This window comes from Pseudomonas sp. Emmai (assembly GCF_055179735.1).
Genome location: NZ_CM143685.1, coordinates 6,471,229 through 6,490,021 on the forward strand (window position 1 = coordinate 6,471,229; position 18,793 = coordinate 6,490,021).

General features: G+C 58.6%; 17 protein-coding genes. 14 read left to right on the plus strand and 3 right to left on the minus strand.

Annotated elements, in window-relative coordinates; genetic code table 11:
• Positions 1-194 precede the first annotated feature (194 nt).
• The 14 genes from exaC (at position 195) to darG (ending at position 14,975) form a co-directional block, all read left to right on the plus strand.
• Positions 195-1,715 (plus strand): acetaldehyde dehydrogenase ExaC, encoded by a 1,521-nt coding sequence (exaC, locus tag ACY4LX_RS29750; RefSeq protein WP_054052388.1) that lies wholly within the window; start codon positions 195-197, stop codon positions 1,713-1,715.
• 191 nt (positions 1,716-1,906) lie between these two features.
• Entirely contained in the window at positions 1,907-3,277 is a 1,371-nt protein-coding gene (gene eat / locus ACY4LX_RS29755; RefSeq protein WP_149660908.1) for an ethanolamine permease, read from the plus strand.
• A 171-nt stretch (positions 3,278-3,448) separates the two neighbouring features.
• Entirely contained in the window at positions 3,449-4,843 is a 1,395-nt protein-coding gene (locus tag ACY4LX_RS29760; protein ID WP_149660909.1) for an ethanolamine ammonia-lyase subunit EutB, read from the plus strand.
• An 8-nt stretch (positions 4,844-4,851) separates the two neighbouring features.
• The gene (gene eutC / locus ACY4LX_RS29765) at positions 4,852-5,676 is read left to right on the plus strand and encodes an ethanolamine ammonia-lyase subunit EutC (protein WP_463258569.1); all 825 of its coding nucleotides are present in this window, start codon (positions 4,852-4,854) and stop codon (positions 5,674-5,676) included.
• Positions 5,677-5,789: 113 nt separating this feature from the next.
• The gene (locus ACY4LX_RS29770; protein ID WP_034148104.1) at positions 5,790-6,251 is read left to right on the plus strand and encodes a GNAT family N-acetyltransferase; all 462 of its coding nucleotides are present in this window, start codon (positions 5,790-5,792) and stop codon (positions 6,249-6,251) included.
• A 352-nt stretch (positions 6,252-6,603) separates the two neighbouring features.
• Positions 6,604-7,260: a DedA family protein gene (locus ACY4LX_RS29775; RefSeq protein ID WP_463258570.1), complete on the plus strand. Its 657-nt coding sequence runs from the start codon at positions 6,604-6,606 to the stop codon at positions 7,258-7,260.
• Between the two features lie 7 nt (positions 7,261-7,267).
• Complete coding sequence (locus ACY4LX_RS29780) at positions 7,268-8,080, plus strand: M90 family metallopeptidase (protein ID WP_149660912.1); 813 nt, start codon at positions 7,268-7,270, stop codon at positions 8,078-8,080.
• Between the two features lie 113 nt (positions 8,081-8,193).
• A complete protein-coding gene (ppa, locus tag ACY4LX_RS29785; RefSeq protein ID WP_054052377.1) occupies positions 8,194-8,721 on the plus strand; it encodes an inorganic diphosphatase in 528 nt (175 codons plus the stop codon).
• A gap of 245 nt (positions 8,722-8,966) precedes the next feature.
• Positions 8,967-9,704 carry a S24 family peptidase gene (locus ACY4LX_RS29790; RefSeq protein ID WP_463258571.1) on the plus strand — a complete coding sequence of 246 codons (738 nt, stop codon included), beginning with the start codon at positions 8,967-8,969 and terminating at the stop codon, positions 9,702-9,704.
• A 576-nt stretch (positions 9,705-10,280) separates the two neighbouring features.
• Entirely contained in the window at positions 10,281-11,333 is a 1,053-nt protein-coding gene (locus tag ACY4LX_RS29795; protein ID WP_463258572.1) for a PDDEXK nuclease domain-containing protein, read from the plus strand.
• 247 nt (positions 11,334-11,580) lie between these two features.
• Positions 11,581-12,501, plus strand: coding sequence for a restriction endonuclease (locus ACY4LX_RS29800; protein ID WP_463258573.1), 921 nt, complete (start codon positions 11,581-11,583; stop codon positions 12,499-12,501).
• 166 nt (positions 12,502-12,667) lie between these two features.
• The gene (locus tag ACY4LX_RS29805) at positions 12,668-13,249 is read left to right on the plus strand and encodes a DarT ssDNA thymidine ADP-ribosyltransferase family protein (protein ID WP_463258574.1); all 582 of its coding nucleotides are present in this window, start codon (positions 12,668-12,670) and stop codon (positions 13,247-13,249) included.
• Positions 13,246-13,890, plus strand: a complete 645-nt coding sequence (gene darT, locus ACY4LX_RS29810; protein ID WP_463258575.1) for a type II toxin-antitoxin system toxin DNA ADP-ribosyl transferase DarT — start codon at positions 13,246-13,248, stop codon at positions 13,888-13,890. The genes ACY4LX_RS29805 and darT overlap by 4 nt, the downstream gene beginning before the upstream one ends.
• Positions 13,887-14,975: a type II toxin-antitoxin system antitoxin DNA ADP-ribosyl glycohydrolase DarG gene (gene darG / locus ACY4LX_RS29815; protein ID WP_463258576.1), complete on the plus strand. Its 1,089-nt coding sequence runs from the start codon at positions 13,887-13,889 to the stop codon at positions 14,973-14,975. The genes darT and darG overlap by 4 nt, the downstream gene beginning before the upstream one ends.
• 74 nt (positions 14,976-15,049) lie before the next feature.
• On the opposite strand, the gene ACY4LX_RS29820 is transcribed toward darG, so the two are convergent.
• From ACY4LX_RS29820 to ACY4LX_RS29830, 3 genes are read right to left on the minus strand one after another with little or no spacing between them, the layout of a single operon-like run.
• Positions 15,050-16,135 (minus strand): aromatic ring-hydroxylating oxygenase subunit alpha, encoded by a 1,086-nt coding sequence (locus tag ACY4LX_RS29820; protein WP_149660915.1) that lies wholly within the window; start codon positions 16,133-16,135, stop codon positions 15,050-15,052.
• The gene (locus tag ACY4LX_RS29825; protein WP_463258577.1) at positions 16,120-17,721 is read right to left on the minus strand and encodes a GH3 family acyl-acid amido synthetase; all 1,602 of its coding nucleotides are present in this window, start codon (positions 17,719-17,721) and stop codon (positions 16,120-16,122) included. The genes ACY4LX_RS29820 and ACY4LX_RS29825 overlap by 16 nt, the downstream gene beginning before the upstream one ends.
• Positions 17,721-18,650, minus strand: coding sequence for a fatty acid desaturase family protein (locus ACY4LX_RS29830; RefSeq protein ID WP_463258578.1), 930 nt, complete (start codon positions 18,648-18,650; stop codon positions 17,721-17,723). Before ACY4LX_RS29830 ends, ACY4LX_RS29825 begins: the two co-directional genes overlap by 1 nt.
• Between the last annotated feature and the right edge of the window lie 143 nt (positions 18,651-18,793).

The following is an 18,793-nucleotide window of genomic DNA, read 5'->3' on the forward strand; positions in this document are numbered from 1 at the left end:
TGTGCCACAAGCGGTACAAACTGTCACCCAAGCTGTACCGAAACCGTCACAGGCACCACCCGCCTGTCCGACAAAAACCGCGCAAGGCCTTGATTTGCCTGCCCTGCAAGGCAATGGCCCAACCTTTGCTCTACGCTTATAGCAAGCGCACATGCGCGTCTCTCTAATAAGTACAAAGCCAAGGAGAACTCACCATGCGTTACGCTCACCCCGGTACTGAAGGCGCTATCGTTTCGTTCAAGAGCAAATACGGTAACTACATCGGCGGCGAGTTCGTCGCGCCTGTCAAAGGTCAGTACTTCACCAATACCTCGCCCGTGAATGGCCAACCGATTGCCGAATTCCCACGCTCCACGGCCGAAGACATCGACAAAGCCCTGGACGCTGCCCACGCGGCGGCCGATGCCTGGGGCGCCACGTCCGCCCAGGCGCGCTCGCTGGTGCTGCTGAAAATCGCCGACCGCATCGAGCAGAACCTGGAACTGCTGGCGATCACCGAATCCTGGGACAACGGCAAAGCCGTTCGCGAAACCCTCAACGCCGACATCCCGCTGGCGGCGGATCACTTCCGCTACTTCGCCGGTTGCATCCGCGCCCAGGAAGGCAGCGCCGCCGAGATCGACGGCAACACCGTGGCGTACCACATCCATGAACCCCTGGGCGTGGTCGGGCAGATCATCCCGTGGAACTTCCCGATCCTGATGGCCGCCTGGAAACTCGCCCCGGCCCTGGCCGCCGGTAACTGCGTGGTGCTCAAGCCTGCCGAGCAAACCCCGCTGGGCATCACCGTGCTGATGGAACTGATCGGCGACCTGCTGCCACCCGGCGTGCTGAACGTGGTGCAAGGGTTCGGCAAAGAAGCCGGCGAAGCCCTGGCCACCAGCAAACGCATCGCCAAGATCGCGTTTACAGGCTCGACCCCGGTCGGCTCGCACATCATGCACGCCGCCGCCGAAAACATTATTCCGTCCACCGTGGAGCTGGGTGGCAAGTCGCCGAACATCTTCTTCGCCGACATCATGCAAGCCGAAGAAACCTTCATCGAGAAAGCTGCTGAAGGCCTGGTGCTCGCCTTCTTCAACCAGGGCGAAGTCTGCACCTGCCCGTCCCGCGCACTGGTGCAAGAATCGATCTACGACGACTTCATGAAAGTGGTGATGAAGAAAGTCCTGTCGATCAAACGTGGCGACCCGCTGGACACCGACACCATGGTCGGCGCCCAGGCGTCCGAACAGCAATTCGACAAAATCCTTTCGTACCTGGAAATCGCCAAGGGCGAAGGCGCCGAGCTGCTGACCGGCGGCAAGGTGGAAAAACTCGAGGGCAACCTGGCGACCGGGTATTACATCCAGCCGACCCTGCTCAAGGGCACCAACAAAATGCGCGTGTTCCAGGAAGAAATCTTTGGCCCGGTGGTGAGCATCACCACGTTCAAGGACGAAGCCGAAGCCCTGGCCATCGCCAACGACACCGAGTTCGGCCTGGGTGCCGGCCTCTGGACCCGCGACATCAACCGCGCCTATCGCATGGGCCGCGCCATCAAGGCCGGTCGTGTGTGGACCAACTGCTACCACCTGTACCCGGCGCACGCCGCGTTCGGTGGTTACAAAAAGTCCGGCGTCGGGCGTGAAACCCACAAGATGATGCTCGATCACTATCAGCAGACCAAAAACCTGCTGGTGAGCTACGACATCAATCCGTTGGGCTTCTTCTAAACCCGACGCGGGACCGCGTAACGGCCATCGCGGGCAAGCCTTGCTCCTACGGGAGCGTGGCTTGCTCGCGATGACGCCCTCAAACACACCGTAAATCATCGCCCTGCCGCTCTGGCACGGGCTTTGCGTGCCTGCTGCACCGCCACACCCGAAAGTCCAACCGATCAAACAATAAAAAATAGAGAGGACTTATGACTTCTACTACACAGCTCAAACCCACACTCGGCACCCTGCATTTATGGGGCATTGCCGTCGGCCTGGTGATTTCCGGCGAGTACTTCGGCTGGAGTTACGGCTGGGGCACCGCAGGCACATTGGGTTTCCTCGTCACCGCCCTGATGGTGGCGACGATGTACACCTGCTTCATCTTCAGTTTCACCGAACTGACCACCGCGATTCCCCACGCGGGCGGGCCGTTTGCCTACAGCCGACGGGCATTTGGCGAAAAAGGCGGACTGATCGCCGGCATCGCCACCCTGATCGAGTTCGTCTTTGCGCCACCGGCGATTGCCATGGCCATCGGCGCGTACCTCAACGTGCAGTACCCGGAACTGGACCCGAAGATTGCGGCGGTCGGCGCCTACTTCGTATTCATGACCTTGAACATTCTCGGCGTCAGCATCGCCGCGACCTTTGAGCTGGTGGTCACGGTGCTGGCAGTTGCCGAATTGCTGGTGTTCATGGGCGTAGTGGCGCCGGGCTTCAGCTTCAGCAACTTCGTGCTCAACGGCTGGTCGGGTTCCAACGAATTCACCATGGCCTCGATCCCCGGGATCTTTGCGGCGATTCCCTTTGCGATCTGGTTCTTCCTCGCCATCGAAGGCGCGGCCATGGCGGCCGAGGAAGCCAAGGACCCGAAACGCACGATTCCCAAGGCTTACGTCAGCGGCATCCTGACCTTGGTGTTCCTCGCTATCGGCGTGATGGTGATGGCTGGCGGCGTTGGCGACTGGCGCCAACTGTCGAACATCAACGATCCGCTGCCCCAGGCGATGAAAGCCGTAGTCGGCAACAATTCGAGCTGGATGCACATGCTGGTCTGGATCGGTCTGTTCGGTCTGGTGGCGAGTTTCCACGGGATCATTCTGGGTTATTCGCGACAGTTCTTCGCCCTGGCCCGCGCCGGTTATCTGCCCAAAGGCCTGGCCAAACTCTCGCGTTTCCAGACCCCGCACCGGGCGATCCTGGCCGGTGGCGTGATCGGCATCGCCGCGATCTATAGCGATGGCCTGGTCAACCTGCAAGGCATGACCCTGACAGCGGCGATGATCACCATGTCGGTGTTCGGCGCCATCGTGATGTACATCATCAGCATGCTCAGCCTGTTCAAACTGCGCAAAACCGAGCCGAACCTGGAACGCACCTTCCGCGCGCCGGGCTATCCGATTGTGCCGGGGATCGCGCTGTTTCTGGCGGTGGTGTGTTTGATTGCGATGGCGTGGTTCAACACGGTGATTGGCCTGGTGTTCCTCGGGTTCATGGCGGCGGGTTATCTGTACTTCCAGTTGACCGCCAAGCAGCGCGCCGACGCGCCGGCAGACGCTATGCTCGAAGGTATCTGAGTTGCACCGGTGCCGGGCTCAATGCCCTATTTGAGAGCACCCCTGCTCCGTAGGAGCGAGGCTTGCCCGCGAAGAACGATAATGCGGTCCGACAGATTCACCGCGTCATCGTTCTTCGCGGGCAAGCCTCGCTCCTACGGGTCACACTTTTAATCAGGAGGACCCCGTCCCATGGCCGCATTTGCCCATTCCGTCGGCGCCCAGACCTACCGTTTCGACAGCCTCAAGGACGTCATGGCCAAGGCCAGCCCGGCGCGTTCCGGGGACTTTCTGGCCGGCGTCGCCGCGCTCAACGATGGCGAGCGTGTGGCCGCGCAAATGGCGTTGGCCGACATCCCGCTGACACACTTCCTACAGGAAGTACTGATTCCCTACGAGGCCGATGAAGTCACCCGACTGATCATCGACACTCACGACAAACAAGCCTTCGCCGTGGTCAGCCACCTCACCGTCGGCGGGTTTCGCGACTGGCTGCTCAGCGATGCCGCCGACGAACAGAGCTTGCGCGCCCTCGCCCCCGGCCTGACCCCGGAAATGGCCGCCGCCGTGTCGAAGATCATGCGCGTGCAGGACCTGGTGCTGGTGGCGCAGAAGATCCGCGTGGTCACGCAATTCCGCGGCACCATGGGCCTGCGCGGGCGCTTATCCACACGCCTGCAACCCAATCACCCGACCGACGAACCCGCCGGCATCGCCGCGAGCATTCTCGACGGTCTGCTGTACGGCAACGGCGACGCGATGATCGGCATCAACCCGGCCACCGACAGCATCGCCTCGATCTGCGCCATGCTGGAAATGCTCGATGCGATCATCCAGCGCTACGACATTCCGACCCAGGCCTGCGTGCTGACCCACGTCACCACCTCCATCGAAGCGGTGAACCGTGGCGTGCCCCTGGACCTGGTGTTCCAGTCGATCGCTGGCACCGAAGCGGCCAACGCCAGTTTCGGCATCAACCTCAACGTATTGCAGGAAGGCTACGACGCCGGTTTGAGCCTGAATCGCGGGACCCTCGGGCAAAACCTGATGTATTTCGAAACCGGCCAGGGCAGCGCACTGTCAGCCAACGCCCACCACGGCATCGATCAACAGACCTGCGAGACGCGGGCTTACGCCGTGGCGCGACATTTCAAGCCGTTTTTGGTGAACACCGTCGTAGGATTTATCGGCCCGGAGTACCTCTACAACGGCAAACAGATCATCCGCGCCGGCCTCGAAGACCACTTCTGCGGCAAGCTGCTCGGTGTGCCGATGGGTTGCGACATCTGCTACACCAACCACGCCGAGGCCGACCAGGACGACATGGACACCCTGCTGACCTTGCTGGGCGTGGCCGGGATCAACTTCATCATGGGCATCCCCGGCTCCGACGACATCATGCTCAACTACCAGACCACCTCGTTCCACGACGCCCTTTACGCCCGGCAAACCCTGGGCTTGAAACCGGCGCCGGAGTTCGAACAATGGCTGGCGAACATGGGCATCTTTACCCAGGCCGACGGCAAGGTTCACTTCGGCAACAACCTGCCGCCGGCCTTCCGCCAGGCTTTGGCGCAACTGGGATGAGTGTTGATATGGATAAACCACCCGTCGATCCGCAGAACCCGTGGCTTGAACTGCGGCGCCTGACCCCGGCGCGCATTGCCCTGGGCCGCACCGGCACCAGCATGCCAACCAAGGCACAACTGGATTTCCAGTTCGCCCACGCCCAGGCCCGGGATGCTGTGCATTTGCCGTTCGACCACGCCGGGCTCAGCGCGCAACTGGCCGAGTGCGGCCGGGAAAGTCTGCTGTTGCACAGCGCTGCCACGGACCGGAACAGTTATTTGCAGCGCCCGGATCTGGGGCGCAAGTTGAGCGACGAGTCGGCGCAGACCCTGCGTGATTACGCCTCGGCCCATCCGGGCGGCGTGGATTTGGTGATCGTGGTCGCCGATGGCCTGTCGGCGTTGGCGGTTCATCGCCATACCGTGCCGTTTCTGACACGCATGGAGGAACAGTCTGCGGCGGATGGCTGGTCCATGGCGCCGGTGATCCTGGTGGAACAAGGTCGAGTCGCGGTGGCCGACGAAATCGGCGAGTTGCTGGGCGCGAAAATGGTGGTGATCTTGATTGGTGAACGCCCTGGGCTCAGCTCTCCTGATAGTCTGGGTTTATATTTCACCTACAATCCAAAGATTGGCCTGACCGATGCTTATCGCAACTGCATCTCCAATGTCCGACTGGAAGGCCTCAGTTACGGCATGGCGGCGCACCGCTTGCTGTACCTGATGCGCGAAGCCTGTCGGCGGCAGTTGTCGGGGGTCAATCTGAAGGACGAAGCCCAGGTTCAGACACTGGAGTCGGACGCTGGGGCGGACATGAAAGGAAATTTCCTACTCAGCCCGCCGGATGCCTGAACCGTTTCCGCATTGCGTTTCTGATTCGTTTTCAGGCAGGATCGACGCACGGCCGCCAGGGGTTTCCCATCGCCGTCACGCACGTAAGCCAGCCATTTGAAGCGAGACCTACCATGCGGATTATTCAAGCGACCCTCGAACACCTGGACCTGCTGACCCCGTTATTCGTCAAATACCGCGAGTTTTACGGCTCCCTGCCTTACCCGGACTCGTCCCGGGCGTTCCTCGAAAAACGCCTGCGTCGCAAGGAATCGGTGATTTACCTGGCCCTGTCCGATGACGACAACAACAAACTGATGGGTTTCTGTCAGCTGTACCCGAGCTTTTCGTCGCTGTCGCTTAAACGCGTGTGGATCCTCAACGACATCTACGTCGCCGAAGACGCCCGCCGCCAACTGGTGGCCGACAACCTGATTCGCACCGCGAAGAAAATGGCCAAGGAAACCAACGCCGTGCGCATGCGCGTTTCCACCAGCAGCAACAACGAAGTGGCGCAGAAGACTTACGAGTCGATCGGCTTCAAGGAAGACACCGAATTCAAGAACTACGTGTTGCCGATTAGCGACGAGTTATAACAACACCGGGGCGTGGCCTGGTCTTTGGCGAGGGCGCTTTTGTGGCGAGGGGGCTTGCCCCCGTTCGGCTGCGAAGCCGTCGTAATCCAGACGCTGCGGCACTCCCAGGATTGCAGGGGGCCGCTTCGCGCCCCAACGGGGGCAAGCTCCCTCGCCACAAGGATTTGTGTGCAGCCTGTCGGCCACTGATTACCCGCGACATCCCCCGCTACAAACTCGACGCGCTTTTCACTATTCCCGCCGTATAATCCCGAGCTTCCCGGCTTGTAAGAAAAACTACACCCGCATGTAGTCTTACACGAAGTCATATGCACAGGTCTGCTGAGCCGGACCATCACCACAGGTGCCCCCCATGGATTTCAACCCGATCGACCTTATCCTGCATCTCGATGTGTACCTCGACATGCTGGTAACCAATTACGGTCCATGGATCTACGCCATTCTGTTCCTGGTGATCTTCTGCGAAACCGGCCTGGTGGTGATGCCGTTCCTGCCGGGTGATTCCCTGCTCTTTATCGCCGGCGCCGTCGCGGCCGGTGGCGGCATGGACCCGGTATTGCTGGGCGGCCTGCTGATGCTGGCGGCGATCCTCGGCGACAGCACCAACTATGTGATTGGACGCACGGCGGGCGAGCGCCTGTTCAGCAACCCAAATTCGAAAATCTTCCGCCGCGACTACCTGCAACAAACCCACGATTTCTACGACAAGCACGGCGGCAAAACCGTGACCATGGCGCGCTTCCTGCCGATCATCCGCACCTTTGCACCGTTCGTCGCCGGCATCGCCCGGATGCCTTACCCGCGGTTCTTCTTCTTTAGTGTGCTGGGCACGATCCTGTGGGTCGGCGGCCTGGTGACCCTCGGCTACTTCTTCGGCAACGTCCCGTTCATCAAGAAAAACCTGTCGTTGCTGGTGCTGGGCATCATCCTGCTGTCGCTGGTACCGATGATCATCGGCGTCGTGCGCAGCCGCTTCGGCGGTTCGAGCTCCAAAGCCGAAACCCGCTAAGCCCCCCATGTGGTCCCTGAGCGCCTGGCGTCGCCGGCGCATCCTGGCCAGGCACCCGATTGCCGACGACATGTGGCAGCGGGTGCGCCAGCACTTGAGCTTTCTCGACGGCATCAGCGCCGCCGAGGACCAGTGGCTGCGTGAAGCCAGCGTGCTGTTTCTGGAAGACAAACACCTGACCGCCCTGCCCGGCGTCGAACTCCATCAGGAGCAACGCCTGCTGCTCGCCGCCCAGGCGCAATTGCCGCTGCTGAACCTCGGCGATCTGAACTGGTATCAGGGCTTTCACGAAATCGTCCTCTACCCCGACGACTTCCTCAGCCCCCAGCGTCATCGCGATGCCAGCGGCGTCGAACACGAATGGGACGGCGAACACAGCGGCGAAGCCTGGCAGCAAGGCCCGATCATCCTGGCCTGGCCCGGCGTCATGGCCAGCGGCGGCTGGGAAGGCTACAACTTGGTGATTCACGAACTGGCGCACAAACTCGACATGCTCAACGGCGATGCGAACGGCCTGCCGCCGCTGCACCCCGACATGCGCGTCAGTGACTGGGCCAAGGTCATGCAACAAGCCTACGATGACCTCAACCGGAAACTTGACCGTCATCCGGACACCGAAACCGCCATCGACCCCTACGCCGCCGAGAACCCGGCGGAGTTCTTCGCCGTCACCAGCGAGTACTTCTTCAGCGCCCCGGATTTGCTGCACAAGGCTTATCCACAGGTCTACGAGCAGTTGCAGCTGTTTTACCGCCAGGACCCGCTGGCCCGGCTGCAGCAACTTCTGGCCGAGAACCCGGTCTATCAGGCACACGACTAAGGTCTACACGACCTCTGGCACATAGCAACGGTGGCGGAATATGCCTATAATCGCCGCCACTTTTTGGTCAATCCGGCCAAGTGTTTTTGGTCAACTAACGGGGGCACCGCCCAATGAGCTACAGCAAGATTCCGGCTGGCAAAGACCTGCCGAACGACATCTACGTCGCGATCGAGATTCCGGCCAACCACGCGCCGATCAAGTACGAAATCGACAAAGACAGCGATTGCCTGTTCGTTGACCGTTTCATGGCTACCCCGATGTTCTACCCGGCCAACTACGGTTTCATCCCGAACACCCTGGCTGACGACGGTGATCCCCTCGACGTGCTGGTCGTGACCCCTTACCCGGTTGCCCCAGGTTCCGTGATCCGCGCCCGTCCAATCGGCATCCTGCACATGACCGACGACGGCGGCGGCGATGCCAAAGTCATCGCAGTCCCACACGACAAGCTGTCCCAGCTGTACGTCGACGTGAAGGAATGCAGCGACCTGCCACAACTGCTGATCCAGCAGATCGAGCACTTCTTCGCGAACTACAAAGACCTCGAAAAAGGTAAATGGGTGAAGATCGAAGGTTGGGGCGACTCCGAAGCCGCTCGCACCGAGATCATGAAGTCGGTTGCTGCCTACAAGGGCTGAAGCCAGCTTTAAGCTGCAAGCTTTAAGCTGCAAGCTTTAAGCTTCAAGAAGAACCCCGGTTGATCCGGGGTTTTTTGTGGGCGCCGACAAATGGCGACTTAAACAAGGCGTTTAACTGACTGGCTGTTTGGTTTTTTCTTGTTTAAAAATCCCGAAAAACGTCTTACATCCGGTCGTAAAATTCCCGCTCAATTTGAACGGTTCGTTTATTCAAACCCCTCCCCCGCGCCCGTAAACTCGCGTTCATGAAAAAGAACACTAGCGGTCCACGGTTTAAAGCGCTGCTCAAAGCGGCGAACATCTCGACAACAGGATTCGCCGAATTCCTGAACACGGCGCCGCAAAACGTCCACAACTGGTACACCCGCGGTGTGCCCGCCCACTGCATGGAAGAAGTCGCCCGAAAGCTGTCCGTCAACAGCAACTGGCTCAAAGCCGCCGAAGGCCCCAAAGACCTGTGCCTGTTCGACGAGTCTGCCAACACCTACGACGCCCAGGCCATCCGAGGCGTCTATACCGTCGTCGAACCCACCGATGTCGAGCTGTCCTTCTACAAAGAAATGCCTGTCACGCCCGGCTCCAGCAAAACCCACGTCATCGAAGACAACAGCCACCCCATCCGCCTGCCCCGCAGCTATCTCGACGCCCTGGAAATCGACCATAAAGACGCCATCTGCGCCCACATGATCGGCAACAGCATGGCCGAGAAGATAGAAGACGGTTCAACCCTGGCCATCGATCGCGGCCTGACACAGATCATCGACGGGGAGATTTACGCGATCGAGCATGACGGCATGTTGCGAATCAAATACCTGCACCGAATGCCGGGGAACGGGTTGCGATTGCGCAGCCACAACAGCGCCGAGTATCCGGATGAGGTTTTTCGGGCGGCGCAGATCGAGGAACAGAACATTCGGGTATTGGGCTGGGTGTTCTGGTGCTCAACGCTGAACAAGCGACGGCCGCCGGTGCCGTTCCTGTAACGCATGCAATCCATTGTAGCGAGGGGGCTTGCCCCCGTTCGACTGCGCAGCAGTCGTAAACCCGTCAATCGCGGTCTTCCCTGGACACCGCAAATTATGGTTTTACGACTGCTGCGCAGCCGAACGCAGCCTTCGGCAACTGCTACACATCAGCGCAATCGCTCTACCCTGCACTTCCTACTGGGAATCCCCCAAAAAAATCAGTATGCTGCGCCCCACATTTGCGATCACCCCGCCCCGCGGCGCTGATCGCACCGACAAGGCAGATGATTTTCTCGCCAAGTCCCACAGCCGGACGCAAGATCCGGGTGTACGTTTTGAAGGCTGGCGCGGTTTACCAAAAATGAACCAAGCCAGTCCCCGAGAAGCCGGCCACAAGCCGGCTTTTTAATGCCTGTCGAAAAGTCTCCTGTCCAGCTTCAGCAGTGCAGCAACCTTTCTCTCTATCAGCGATAGAAACCTAAAAGTAAGCCGCTTCGCTTTCTTCTGAAGGAAACTTCCTGGGAAGCCAAACCCGCTTGCGCCTGATAAATGCGCTGTCTAGCCTTCGGCCGAAAGAGCTCAAAGGACAAAAGCGTGAGCGACACCCCCGCAGGCCTGACCACGCCCCCCGAAGGCTACGGTGATTGGCTGATCGACCTCAAAAGCCGCATCCACAATGCCCAGCAGCGCGCCGCGCTGGCGGTGAATCGCGAGTTGGTTCTGCTCTATTGGCAGATCGGGCAGGATATTTTGTCCCGCCAGGCCCAACAGGGCTGGGGAACCAAGGTGATCGACCGCTTGGCTCAGGATTTGCGTGCGGCGTTTCCGGATATGAAAGGATTTTCGCCACGTAACCTGAAGTACATGCGCGCATTTGCCGAAGCTTGGCCGGACTCGGAATTTGTGCAAGGGGTGCTTGCACAATTGCCTTGGTATCACCAGTTGGCGCTGCTGGACAAACTGTCCAGCCCTGAAACCCGCCGCTGGTACGCAGCCAAAGCTATCGAGCACAACTGGTCGCGCAACATTTTAGTGATGCAGATCGAAACCCGTCTGCTGGAGCGCAGCGGCAACGCAGTCAGTAACTTCGATAGTCAGTTGCCTAAACCGCAATCCGACCTTGCCCGCGAAACACTGAAAGACCCTTACCGTTTCGACTTCCTCGGCCTAACCCTTGATGCCCTGGAGCGCGAGATCGAAAACGCCTTGGTGAAGCACGTCACCGATTTCTTATTGGAACTGGGCGCAGGCTTTGCCTTCGTCGGCAAGCAAGTGCTGCTGGACGTAGGCGGTGACGAGTTTTTCATCGACCTGCTGTTTTATCACCTCAAGCTGCGTTGCTATGTGGTGATCGAACTCAAGGCTGGCAAGTTCAAACCCGGGCATTTGGGGCAACTGGGTTTTTACCTCGCCGCCGTGGATGCCCAACTCAAACATCCGCAGGACGGCCCGACCATTGGCCTGTTGCTATGCAAGAGCAAGAACACGGTAGTGGCCGAATATGCCCTGCGTGATAACGCCCGCCCCATTGGCGTGGCCGAATATCAATTAGTGGAGTCCTTACCGGCAGAGCTGCAAACCAGCCTGCCCAGCATTGAGCAGATTGAGCGTGAGCTCGCACGTGATGACACCACCGTGCAAGACTAATAATGAGCACGTTATTTTCCGAGTTGGAAAAGCACGGGGGAACACCTTCCGAACTCTTGCGCCACCCAAGCACTCGCCTCAATCTTGCTCAATGCAGAGAGCAGTTCATTAACCTGCTTTTGCTATACACAGTGGCTTAGGTTTTATCAGCGCTAGCGACTGCTCCGCGCGGAATACCTGAGAGGACGAAAATTTATGCTCGCCCGCCTAATCAGCACAAAAAAATAGCCATCACAGGGAAGTGCCCATGTCCGTTCCAACTTACGATCAGTTCATCGAGCCCATCCTGCGGTTTCTCGCAACGAAGCCCGAAGGTGCACCCGCTCGGGATGCCCATGAGGCAGCAGCAAAACTGTTGCAGTTGACCGCGGAACAACGCGAAGAACTGATCGCCAGTGGGCAGGCCACCTATAAGAACAGAGCGGGCTGGGCGCATGATCGACTCAAGCGTGCCGGCCTTTCCAGCAGTGCCAAACACGGATATTGGAAATTGACGGATGCAGGTGTGGCCTACGCCAAGGAACATCCAACTCCCATGTCGGCCAGCGCGGTGGAACACTTAGCCATTGGCTATATGAATGTGAAGCTGAAGGTTGCCCCCGACGCCGCCCCGCTCGATGACGAAACACCTGTTGAACCTGACGTCACCTCCGCCACCGCCAGCCCGGATGATCGGCTTGAACAAGCCCTCCAGGAATTGCGCGACGCTACAGCGGCTGACCTTTTGGATAACTTGCTACAGGTCAGCCCCAACCGCTTCGAAGTGATTGTGCTGGATGTGCTTCATCGCCTGGGATACGGCGCTAGTCGCAATGACTTGCAGCGTGTCGGCGGCTCAGGGGATGCCGGTATTGATGGCATCATTTCGCTCGACAAGCTGGGACTGGAGAAGGTTTATGTCCAAGCCAAGCGCTGGCAGAACACGGTGGGACGCCCTGAACTGCAGGCATTCTACGGTGCACTCGCCGGGCAAAAGGCTAAGCGTGGGGTGTTCATCACAACCTCTGGTTTCACGGCACACGCTGTCGACTTTGCTAAATCGGTGGACGGGATTGTGTTGGTGGATGGCACGCGACTGGTGCATCTGATGATGGATCATGAGGTGGGGGTTACGTCGCGATTGTTGCGGTTGCCGGCTCTGGATCGTGATTATTTTGACGAAGAGTGAAAAATGGGCTTTGGGCAAACCGGCTACTTCCCCTGCAACGCTTGTTGCTCAAGGTGATGGCACACTAGAAATCACGAAGTGCGCCCGACTTGGAAGGTCGCGGTTTGCGCAGAAGAGATGGGGGTAAAAACTGGTTTAGATAGTTGTGCAGGTCAAGGAGACCACGATGCCAGACATCAGAAATATCAAGGAACAAAAGCTTCTATACCACCTCACTTCGGTTGAAAATCTGGATGGCATTTTTCAGGGAGGTCTAAAGCCTCGCGCTGAACTCACCGATTTCAAAGATGTGGCTGACAGTGCAATTCTGAAGAAGCGCAAAGCCCTTGAGCTCGACAGCTATGTGCCCTTTCACTGGTTCGCTGCAAATCCATTCGACGGAAGTGTGCAACGTAACAACCCTGATGTGACATTCGTCTTGATCTCCGTTTACAGGTCTATTGCGAAACAAAACGGTTGGAAAGTCATTCCTCGCCACCCTCTGGCAAACGACTCGATCCAGTTACTCGATTATGAAGAGGGTTTTGAAGCCATCGAGTGGGAGGTCATGAACAGTCGGGAGTATCACGACGCACACTGCAAAAGCATCTGCATGGCGGAATGCTTGGCGCCTGGCGTTGTTAAGCCAAACGCCTTCTTCAAAATCTTCACTCCTAACGAGGAGGTCGAAGCACTCTGCGTGGCTAAAATGCGTAATGCCGGTGTTAATGTACTCACCGGCGCGAATCAGAGAATGTTTTATCAATGAACTACACCAGTCTGAATCCAGAGAAAGCTCTGATTTGGCGTATCGTCCACCGCGATAACCTGCCTTGGATTCTGGACAACGGTCTGCATTGCGCCAGCTCTGACGTGCAGGCACCGCAGTATGTGAACATTGGCAACGTCGATTTGATCGACAAGCGCCAATCTCGCCAGGTGCCTATTGCGCCAGGGGGGGGATTAGCTGACTACGTGCCCTTCTACTTCACGCCCTTCTCCGTAATGATGAAAAACATTCAATCCGGATGGAGCGTTCAGCAGCGCAGCAACGACGAGATCGTGATTCTGGTCTCCAGTCTGTACCGCGTCGAACAGCTTGGCCTACCGTTTGTCTTCACAAACGCACATGCCTACCCGGATTGGACAGACTATTACAGCGATCTGGCGAATCTCGGCGAGATCGATTGGTCTATCCTTCAACGACGCGACTTCAAACGGGACCCTGATGACCCTCGAAAGATGGAGCGTTATCAGGCCGAAGCTTTGATCCACCATCACCTACCGATTACAGGACTCCTTGGCATCATGTGCTACAACGATGCAATGAAAGAACGCATAGAGCAGGACGTGGCCGCTAAAGGCCTGACGCTGCCTGTTCATGCGCGTCCGGGATGGTATTTCCAATGATCAGATTTACCCAAGGCAACCTTCTGGAAGCCAAAACCGAAGCCCTCGTCAACACAGTGAATACTGTGGGCGTGATGGGCAAAGGTATTGCGCTGATGTTCAAAGAGCGCTTCGTGGAGAACTACCGTCTGTATTCCGCTGCCTGCAAGGCTGGCGAGGTAGAAACCGGCAAGGTTCACGTAACTGCAGTCAACGAGCTCGACGGCCCTCGCTGGATCGTAAACTTCCCTACCAAACGTCACTGGCGATCGCCTTCGCAGATGACGTGGATAACCGAAGGCTTACACGATCTGCGTCGCTTCCTGATTGAAAACGATGTGAAGTCCGTGGCGGTTCCACCGCTAGGGGCCGGTAATGGTGGTTTGAAATGGCCTGAGGTTCGCGAACAGATTGTTGAAGTCTTGAGTGATCTGGATATCGATGTATTGGTATTTGAGCCATCCAACCAGTATCTGAATGTCGCCAAACGTAGCGGTGTGGAAAAACTCACACCTGCTCGCGCACTCATCGCCGAACTGGTTCGGCGTTACTGGGTTTTAGGCATGGAGTGCAGCCTGCTTGAAATTCAGAAACTGGCCTGGTTCCTGGAACGCGCGATTGAAAAGCTTCCGAACACCGAAAATCCGCTGAACCTTAAATTTGTTGCTCATAAATACGGACCGTATGCCAATCGGTTAGAGCATCTGCTCAATAATCTGGATGGCAGCTACCTGCATTGCGACAAGCGCATCAGTGATGCGGGAATCACTGACGTGATTTGGTTTGATCAAGAGCGCAAAACCTTTTTGCAAACTTACCTCAAGACCGAGGCCAAAGAGTATTCCCAAGCCTTGGAGAGCACTGCCGAGTTGATCGACGGCTTTGAGTCGCCCTTCGGTATGGAACTGTTGGCGACAGTCGATTGGCTGCTGAGTCAGGAGAAAGTATCCCCGACTGTTCCTGCTGTGCGTGAAGCATTGAAACATTGGGATGGAGGAACCGGTGCTGCCGCTCGCAAGAGCAGGCTGTTCGACGATGCGGCGCTTGATATTGCTCTCAAACGCCTGACCTCCAGTAGCTTCAGACCTGAAATGGCTACCTGCTAGAGAGCCTCACTTTTTGCATGCAGGCCAGAACGGCCTGCAGCACCGCGGATACCGGTATCAGAAGGTTCAGCCCCTCAAAGCTCAAACCGTATCCGACTTTCCCGCCGCTGCCCCACCGGCAACTCCTCCCCCCGCCTCACCGCCACCAACAACTGCTCAACCCCCACATGCACCGCATCCGCCTGCACATTCGCCGGCTTGAAACCCGCCGCATTATCAAGCCCCTCTCTATGCGCCTGAATGATTTTCACGTCCTGGCGAATGACGATGCGGGTGTACAGGTGGATGAACGGGCGCAAGGTTCGCAGTAGCCAGTGGGGTAAGCGGAAGCGGTAGGCGATGTAGGTGTAGACGCGGGATTGGCGGGGGTTGATCGGGGTGATTTGGCTGATGATGTAGAAGGCCGAGCGGTCGCCCCACTGGTAGTCGCAGCGGGTGACGTTGGGGGCAAAGAAGCGATCGGTGTGGACCAGTGGCTCGCCGTCGGGGTTGCTCAGCCAGTTCAGAAGTCCGATTTTGTCGCCGTCGTCGTGATAGGTCACTTCGATGCTGTGTGCCTTGCAGGCGAGTGTGGCTTCCATGGTGCGGCCGGTGCCGGACCTGAAGATGCCTTCGTGGACGAAGACGGTGTGTGGCACGTCCATGAAGTTTTGCACCAGACTGCCGACGTCGGCTTCGAAGGTGTTGATCATGAAATAGGACTGCCAGCCTTTTTCCGCATAGGCCGGTAGCCTGAACACCGGTTTGGCCTGCGGGTCGCCGGTGCCGGTGTACACCCAGATCAGTCCGTCGAGTTCTTGCACGGCAAAATGGCGCTGTTTGAATCGAGGCTCTCGGGGTGTCGATGAGCATTGTTTATCGCCGACGCTGGGGATATGCACCACTTGGCCCTGGGCGTCATAGCGCCAGCCATGGTAGGGGCAGACGAGGCAATCGTCGGCGATTTTGCCTGCCGACAATCGCGTGCCTCGGTGCACGCATTGGTCGAGTAATGCCGCGACCTGGCCGTCTCGCTGACGGAAGAGCACAAGGTTGAGTTCAAGAATCCTTGCCCGGTGCGGCTTGCCCTTGGGCAATTCCTGGCTGGAGCACGCCACGTACCATTGTTCGAGGGTGGCATCGCAAGGCACCTCGACGGTGCTGATCAGAAGTGCGGACATTGGGGTTCCGTCAGGGCAAGGATGGCATCGGCTGTTGCAAGCCGATTGATAAGTGGGCGCGGTTTGACGTCCCCGGCGCGGATGCCGCTCAACTCCGCTGCCTGTTGCAGGACCTGGGCGAGCAGATCGGCGTCACCTTTTAGCCATCGAACCCGTAGCGGCGCCAGTTGCCCCAGGCTGCGTGCCTGGGCGTAATGGAAGGCGCCCGACAACGCTGACTCGATTGCCAGCGCCAGCGCGGGTGAATCGATGTCCTCGCCGGTGGCGACCAACGCCAGGTAATACGGCGGCGTGACCGAAGCATTGGGGATCAGGCACGCGGCAGCCTCTGTAGTAAGGCAGCGGTCAAAAATGCCCTGGACGATCTGCTCATCGAGCTTCTCCCCGACCAGGTCACTGGTCACCTCGGCACGCCCGATAAACTCCACGCGCGGCGTACGCCCCTGCACACCGACAACCCGGACCCGATCGCCCAATGCGTAGCGATACAAACCGCCACCGGTGGTCAGCAGGACTTGCGCGGTTTCGCCCATGCGCAACGCATGAGCATTACGCAAGGCACCGTCTTCGCAGAGAAACTCCAGGTAATGACTGCCGATCGCCAGCGGGCACCCGGCGCCGTCGCCATAGGGCACGCTGACCACGCCTTCGGTGGCGAACAGGCCTTTGGGCAGCCATTGTGCCTGGGGAAAACGCGCCGCCAATGCCTTGAAATAGTGACGGCTGGGGCCGTCCATCCAGCAACTGACGGCGGCCAGGCGTGGCCACAGTTCGGTGCACACGCCCTGGGATCTTGCCCGGCGCAAGGCGGACGTGCGCGAGGCGGGAAGCGCTTCTTCCAACCATGCAAATGTTTGTGCATGTTCAGGCGTTTCGCCGTCAAACAACGGCTGCAACAGACTGGTCAGGAACGTCGGGCTCCACACACTGATGAAACTCAAATCAGCATCGGCCAGCAACGCCAGCAGGGTCTGCCGGCGCCACTGTGACGGATCGCCGGCGAACCCTGGAATCAGCAACGTCCCCGCCAGGCTGGCGATGTTGCTACCGCTCAAGTACTCCAGATCACTGGCGGAACCGATGGAGATCCCATTCGGCGCGGCCACCGGCATTTGCAGCGGCGGCGACATCGACCAGTAGCCTGAGCCATGACTGATTTCCGGCACTTGGCGATACATGTCGGCGAGCCAGACGTTTAACGCGCTGTGCATTTCACCGAGGAAGGCACGCGTATAGGGAATCGCTTTTTGCAGCGCACTGCTGCCGCTCGTGCGCTCGAAAAACACCGGCGGGACGGAGGTCAAAATCGCTTGCGACTCGTGTTGCGCACGCTCGATCCAGGGATGCAGTTGCGCATAAGTGTGGATCGGTACGTTGTCGCGAAACTGCATTGAATCGGCGATAAAGGCGAAGCCGTGGGCACGCCCGAACGCGCAGTCACGATTGGCGTTGAGCAGGCGCTGCAACACACATTCTTGCGCCAATTCCGGCTGCTCAAGTTGTTCGCGCCAATGCTCAAGAGCGGGCTGGGCACTGTCGATAAACCCCTGCCACAGAGCGCGTTTGCAGCCGTTGTCGGCGCTCATCAAAAGTAGGTCTTGTCGAGCTGGGTCAAGTCGTCGGGCAGGCGTTGGGGCGGCAGGAACACTTGCAGCCAGCCAAACCACAACGGCCGGGTTTCCTTGAGGTTGGAGGCCCTGTGCATCTGCTGCCAATGCAGCCCCGATTGCCGATGATGGGTCAGGTTGTAGTTGAAGTTCAGGAATGCCCAGCGCACCAGGCGCGGCGCCCGCATGTTATAGGCGCCCTCGACCACATCCAGCGGCGTGCGCATGTGGTACACCCACTGCAACGACGACCAGGAAAATGCAAAAGCGAGGTAGGCCATGAGCACCACCTGCCATGTCCAGCCCAGCACCAGCCCGACCGACAGCCACACCGCGAGACTGGCGATCACCTCCAGGCGGATACGCCGGAAGTCACTGTTGGAGAAGTCCTTGAAGGCCGCGGCGTAGGTATTGACCTCGGCGGTTTGCGACCATTTGTCAGTGATCCGCGCCGGCAGCAGCGGTAACAAGAGACTGCCGATAAATGCCGCGAGCCAGATCCCGCCGAGCACCGCGAAGTAGTACTCGACCCGCTTGCGCAGCAGCGACTCATCCGCGACCGCAAAATCCGCCAGCTCGGCGCGTGTGCGATTACGCGTGTGGTGGCCCAGGTGGTTGATGTGGATCAGCGTGGCCGAGGCACCAAACAGCGTTGAAGCCCACCACATGACGAAGTAGTTCAGCGGCTTCTTACTGTGGGCCAACCCATGAAAGGACTCGTGCATCATCGAGAACACGCCTTGCATGACCAGGCAAAACGGAATCAGGACCAGCCACTTGAGCCCACCCGCATCGGTGTGCGAAAGCCAGGTCAGCGTCGCCCCCCACACCAGGGTTTGCAGCGCCAGAACACACAGGTTAGCCACGTCGAAACGACGGGTTGGCGAAATGTCAGTGGAACGGCGCATGAGGGATCCTGTGGAAAGGTCATAGGCCGCGAGTATAACGCCCAGTTCTACGCGCTCACGATAAGTTGCCGGGGCCATGCGGCAACGACGCATCGCGGACAACTTCGCTATGCCTCCTAGTTGCGATGTTGAAGAAAAGAGAT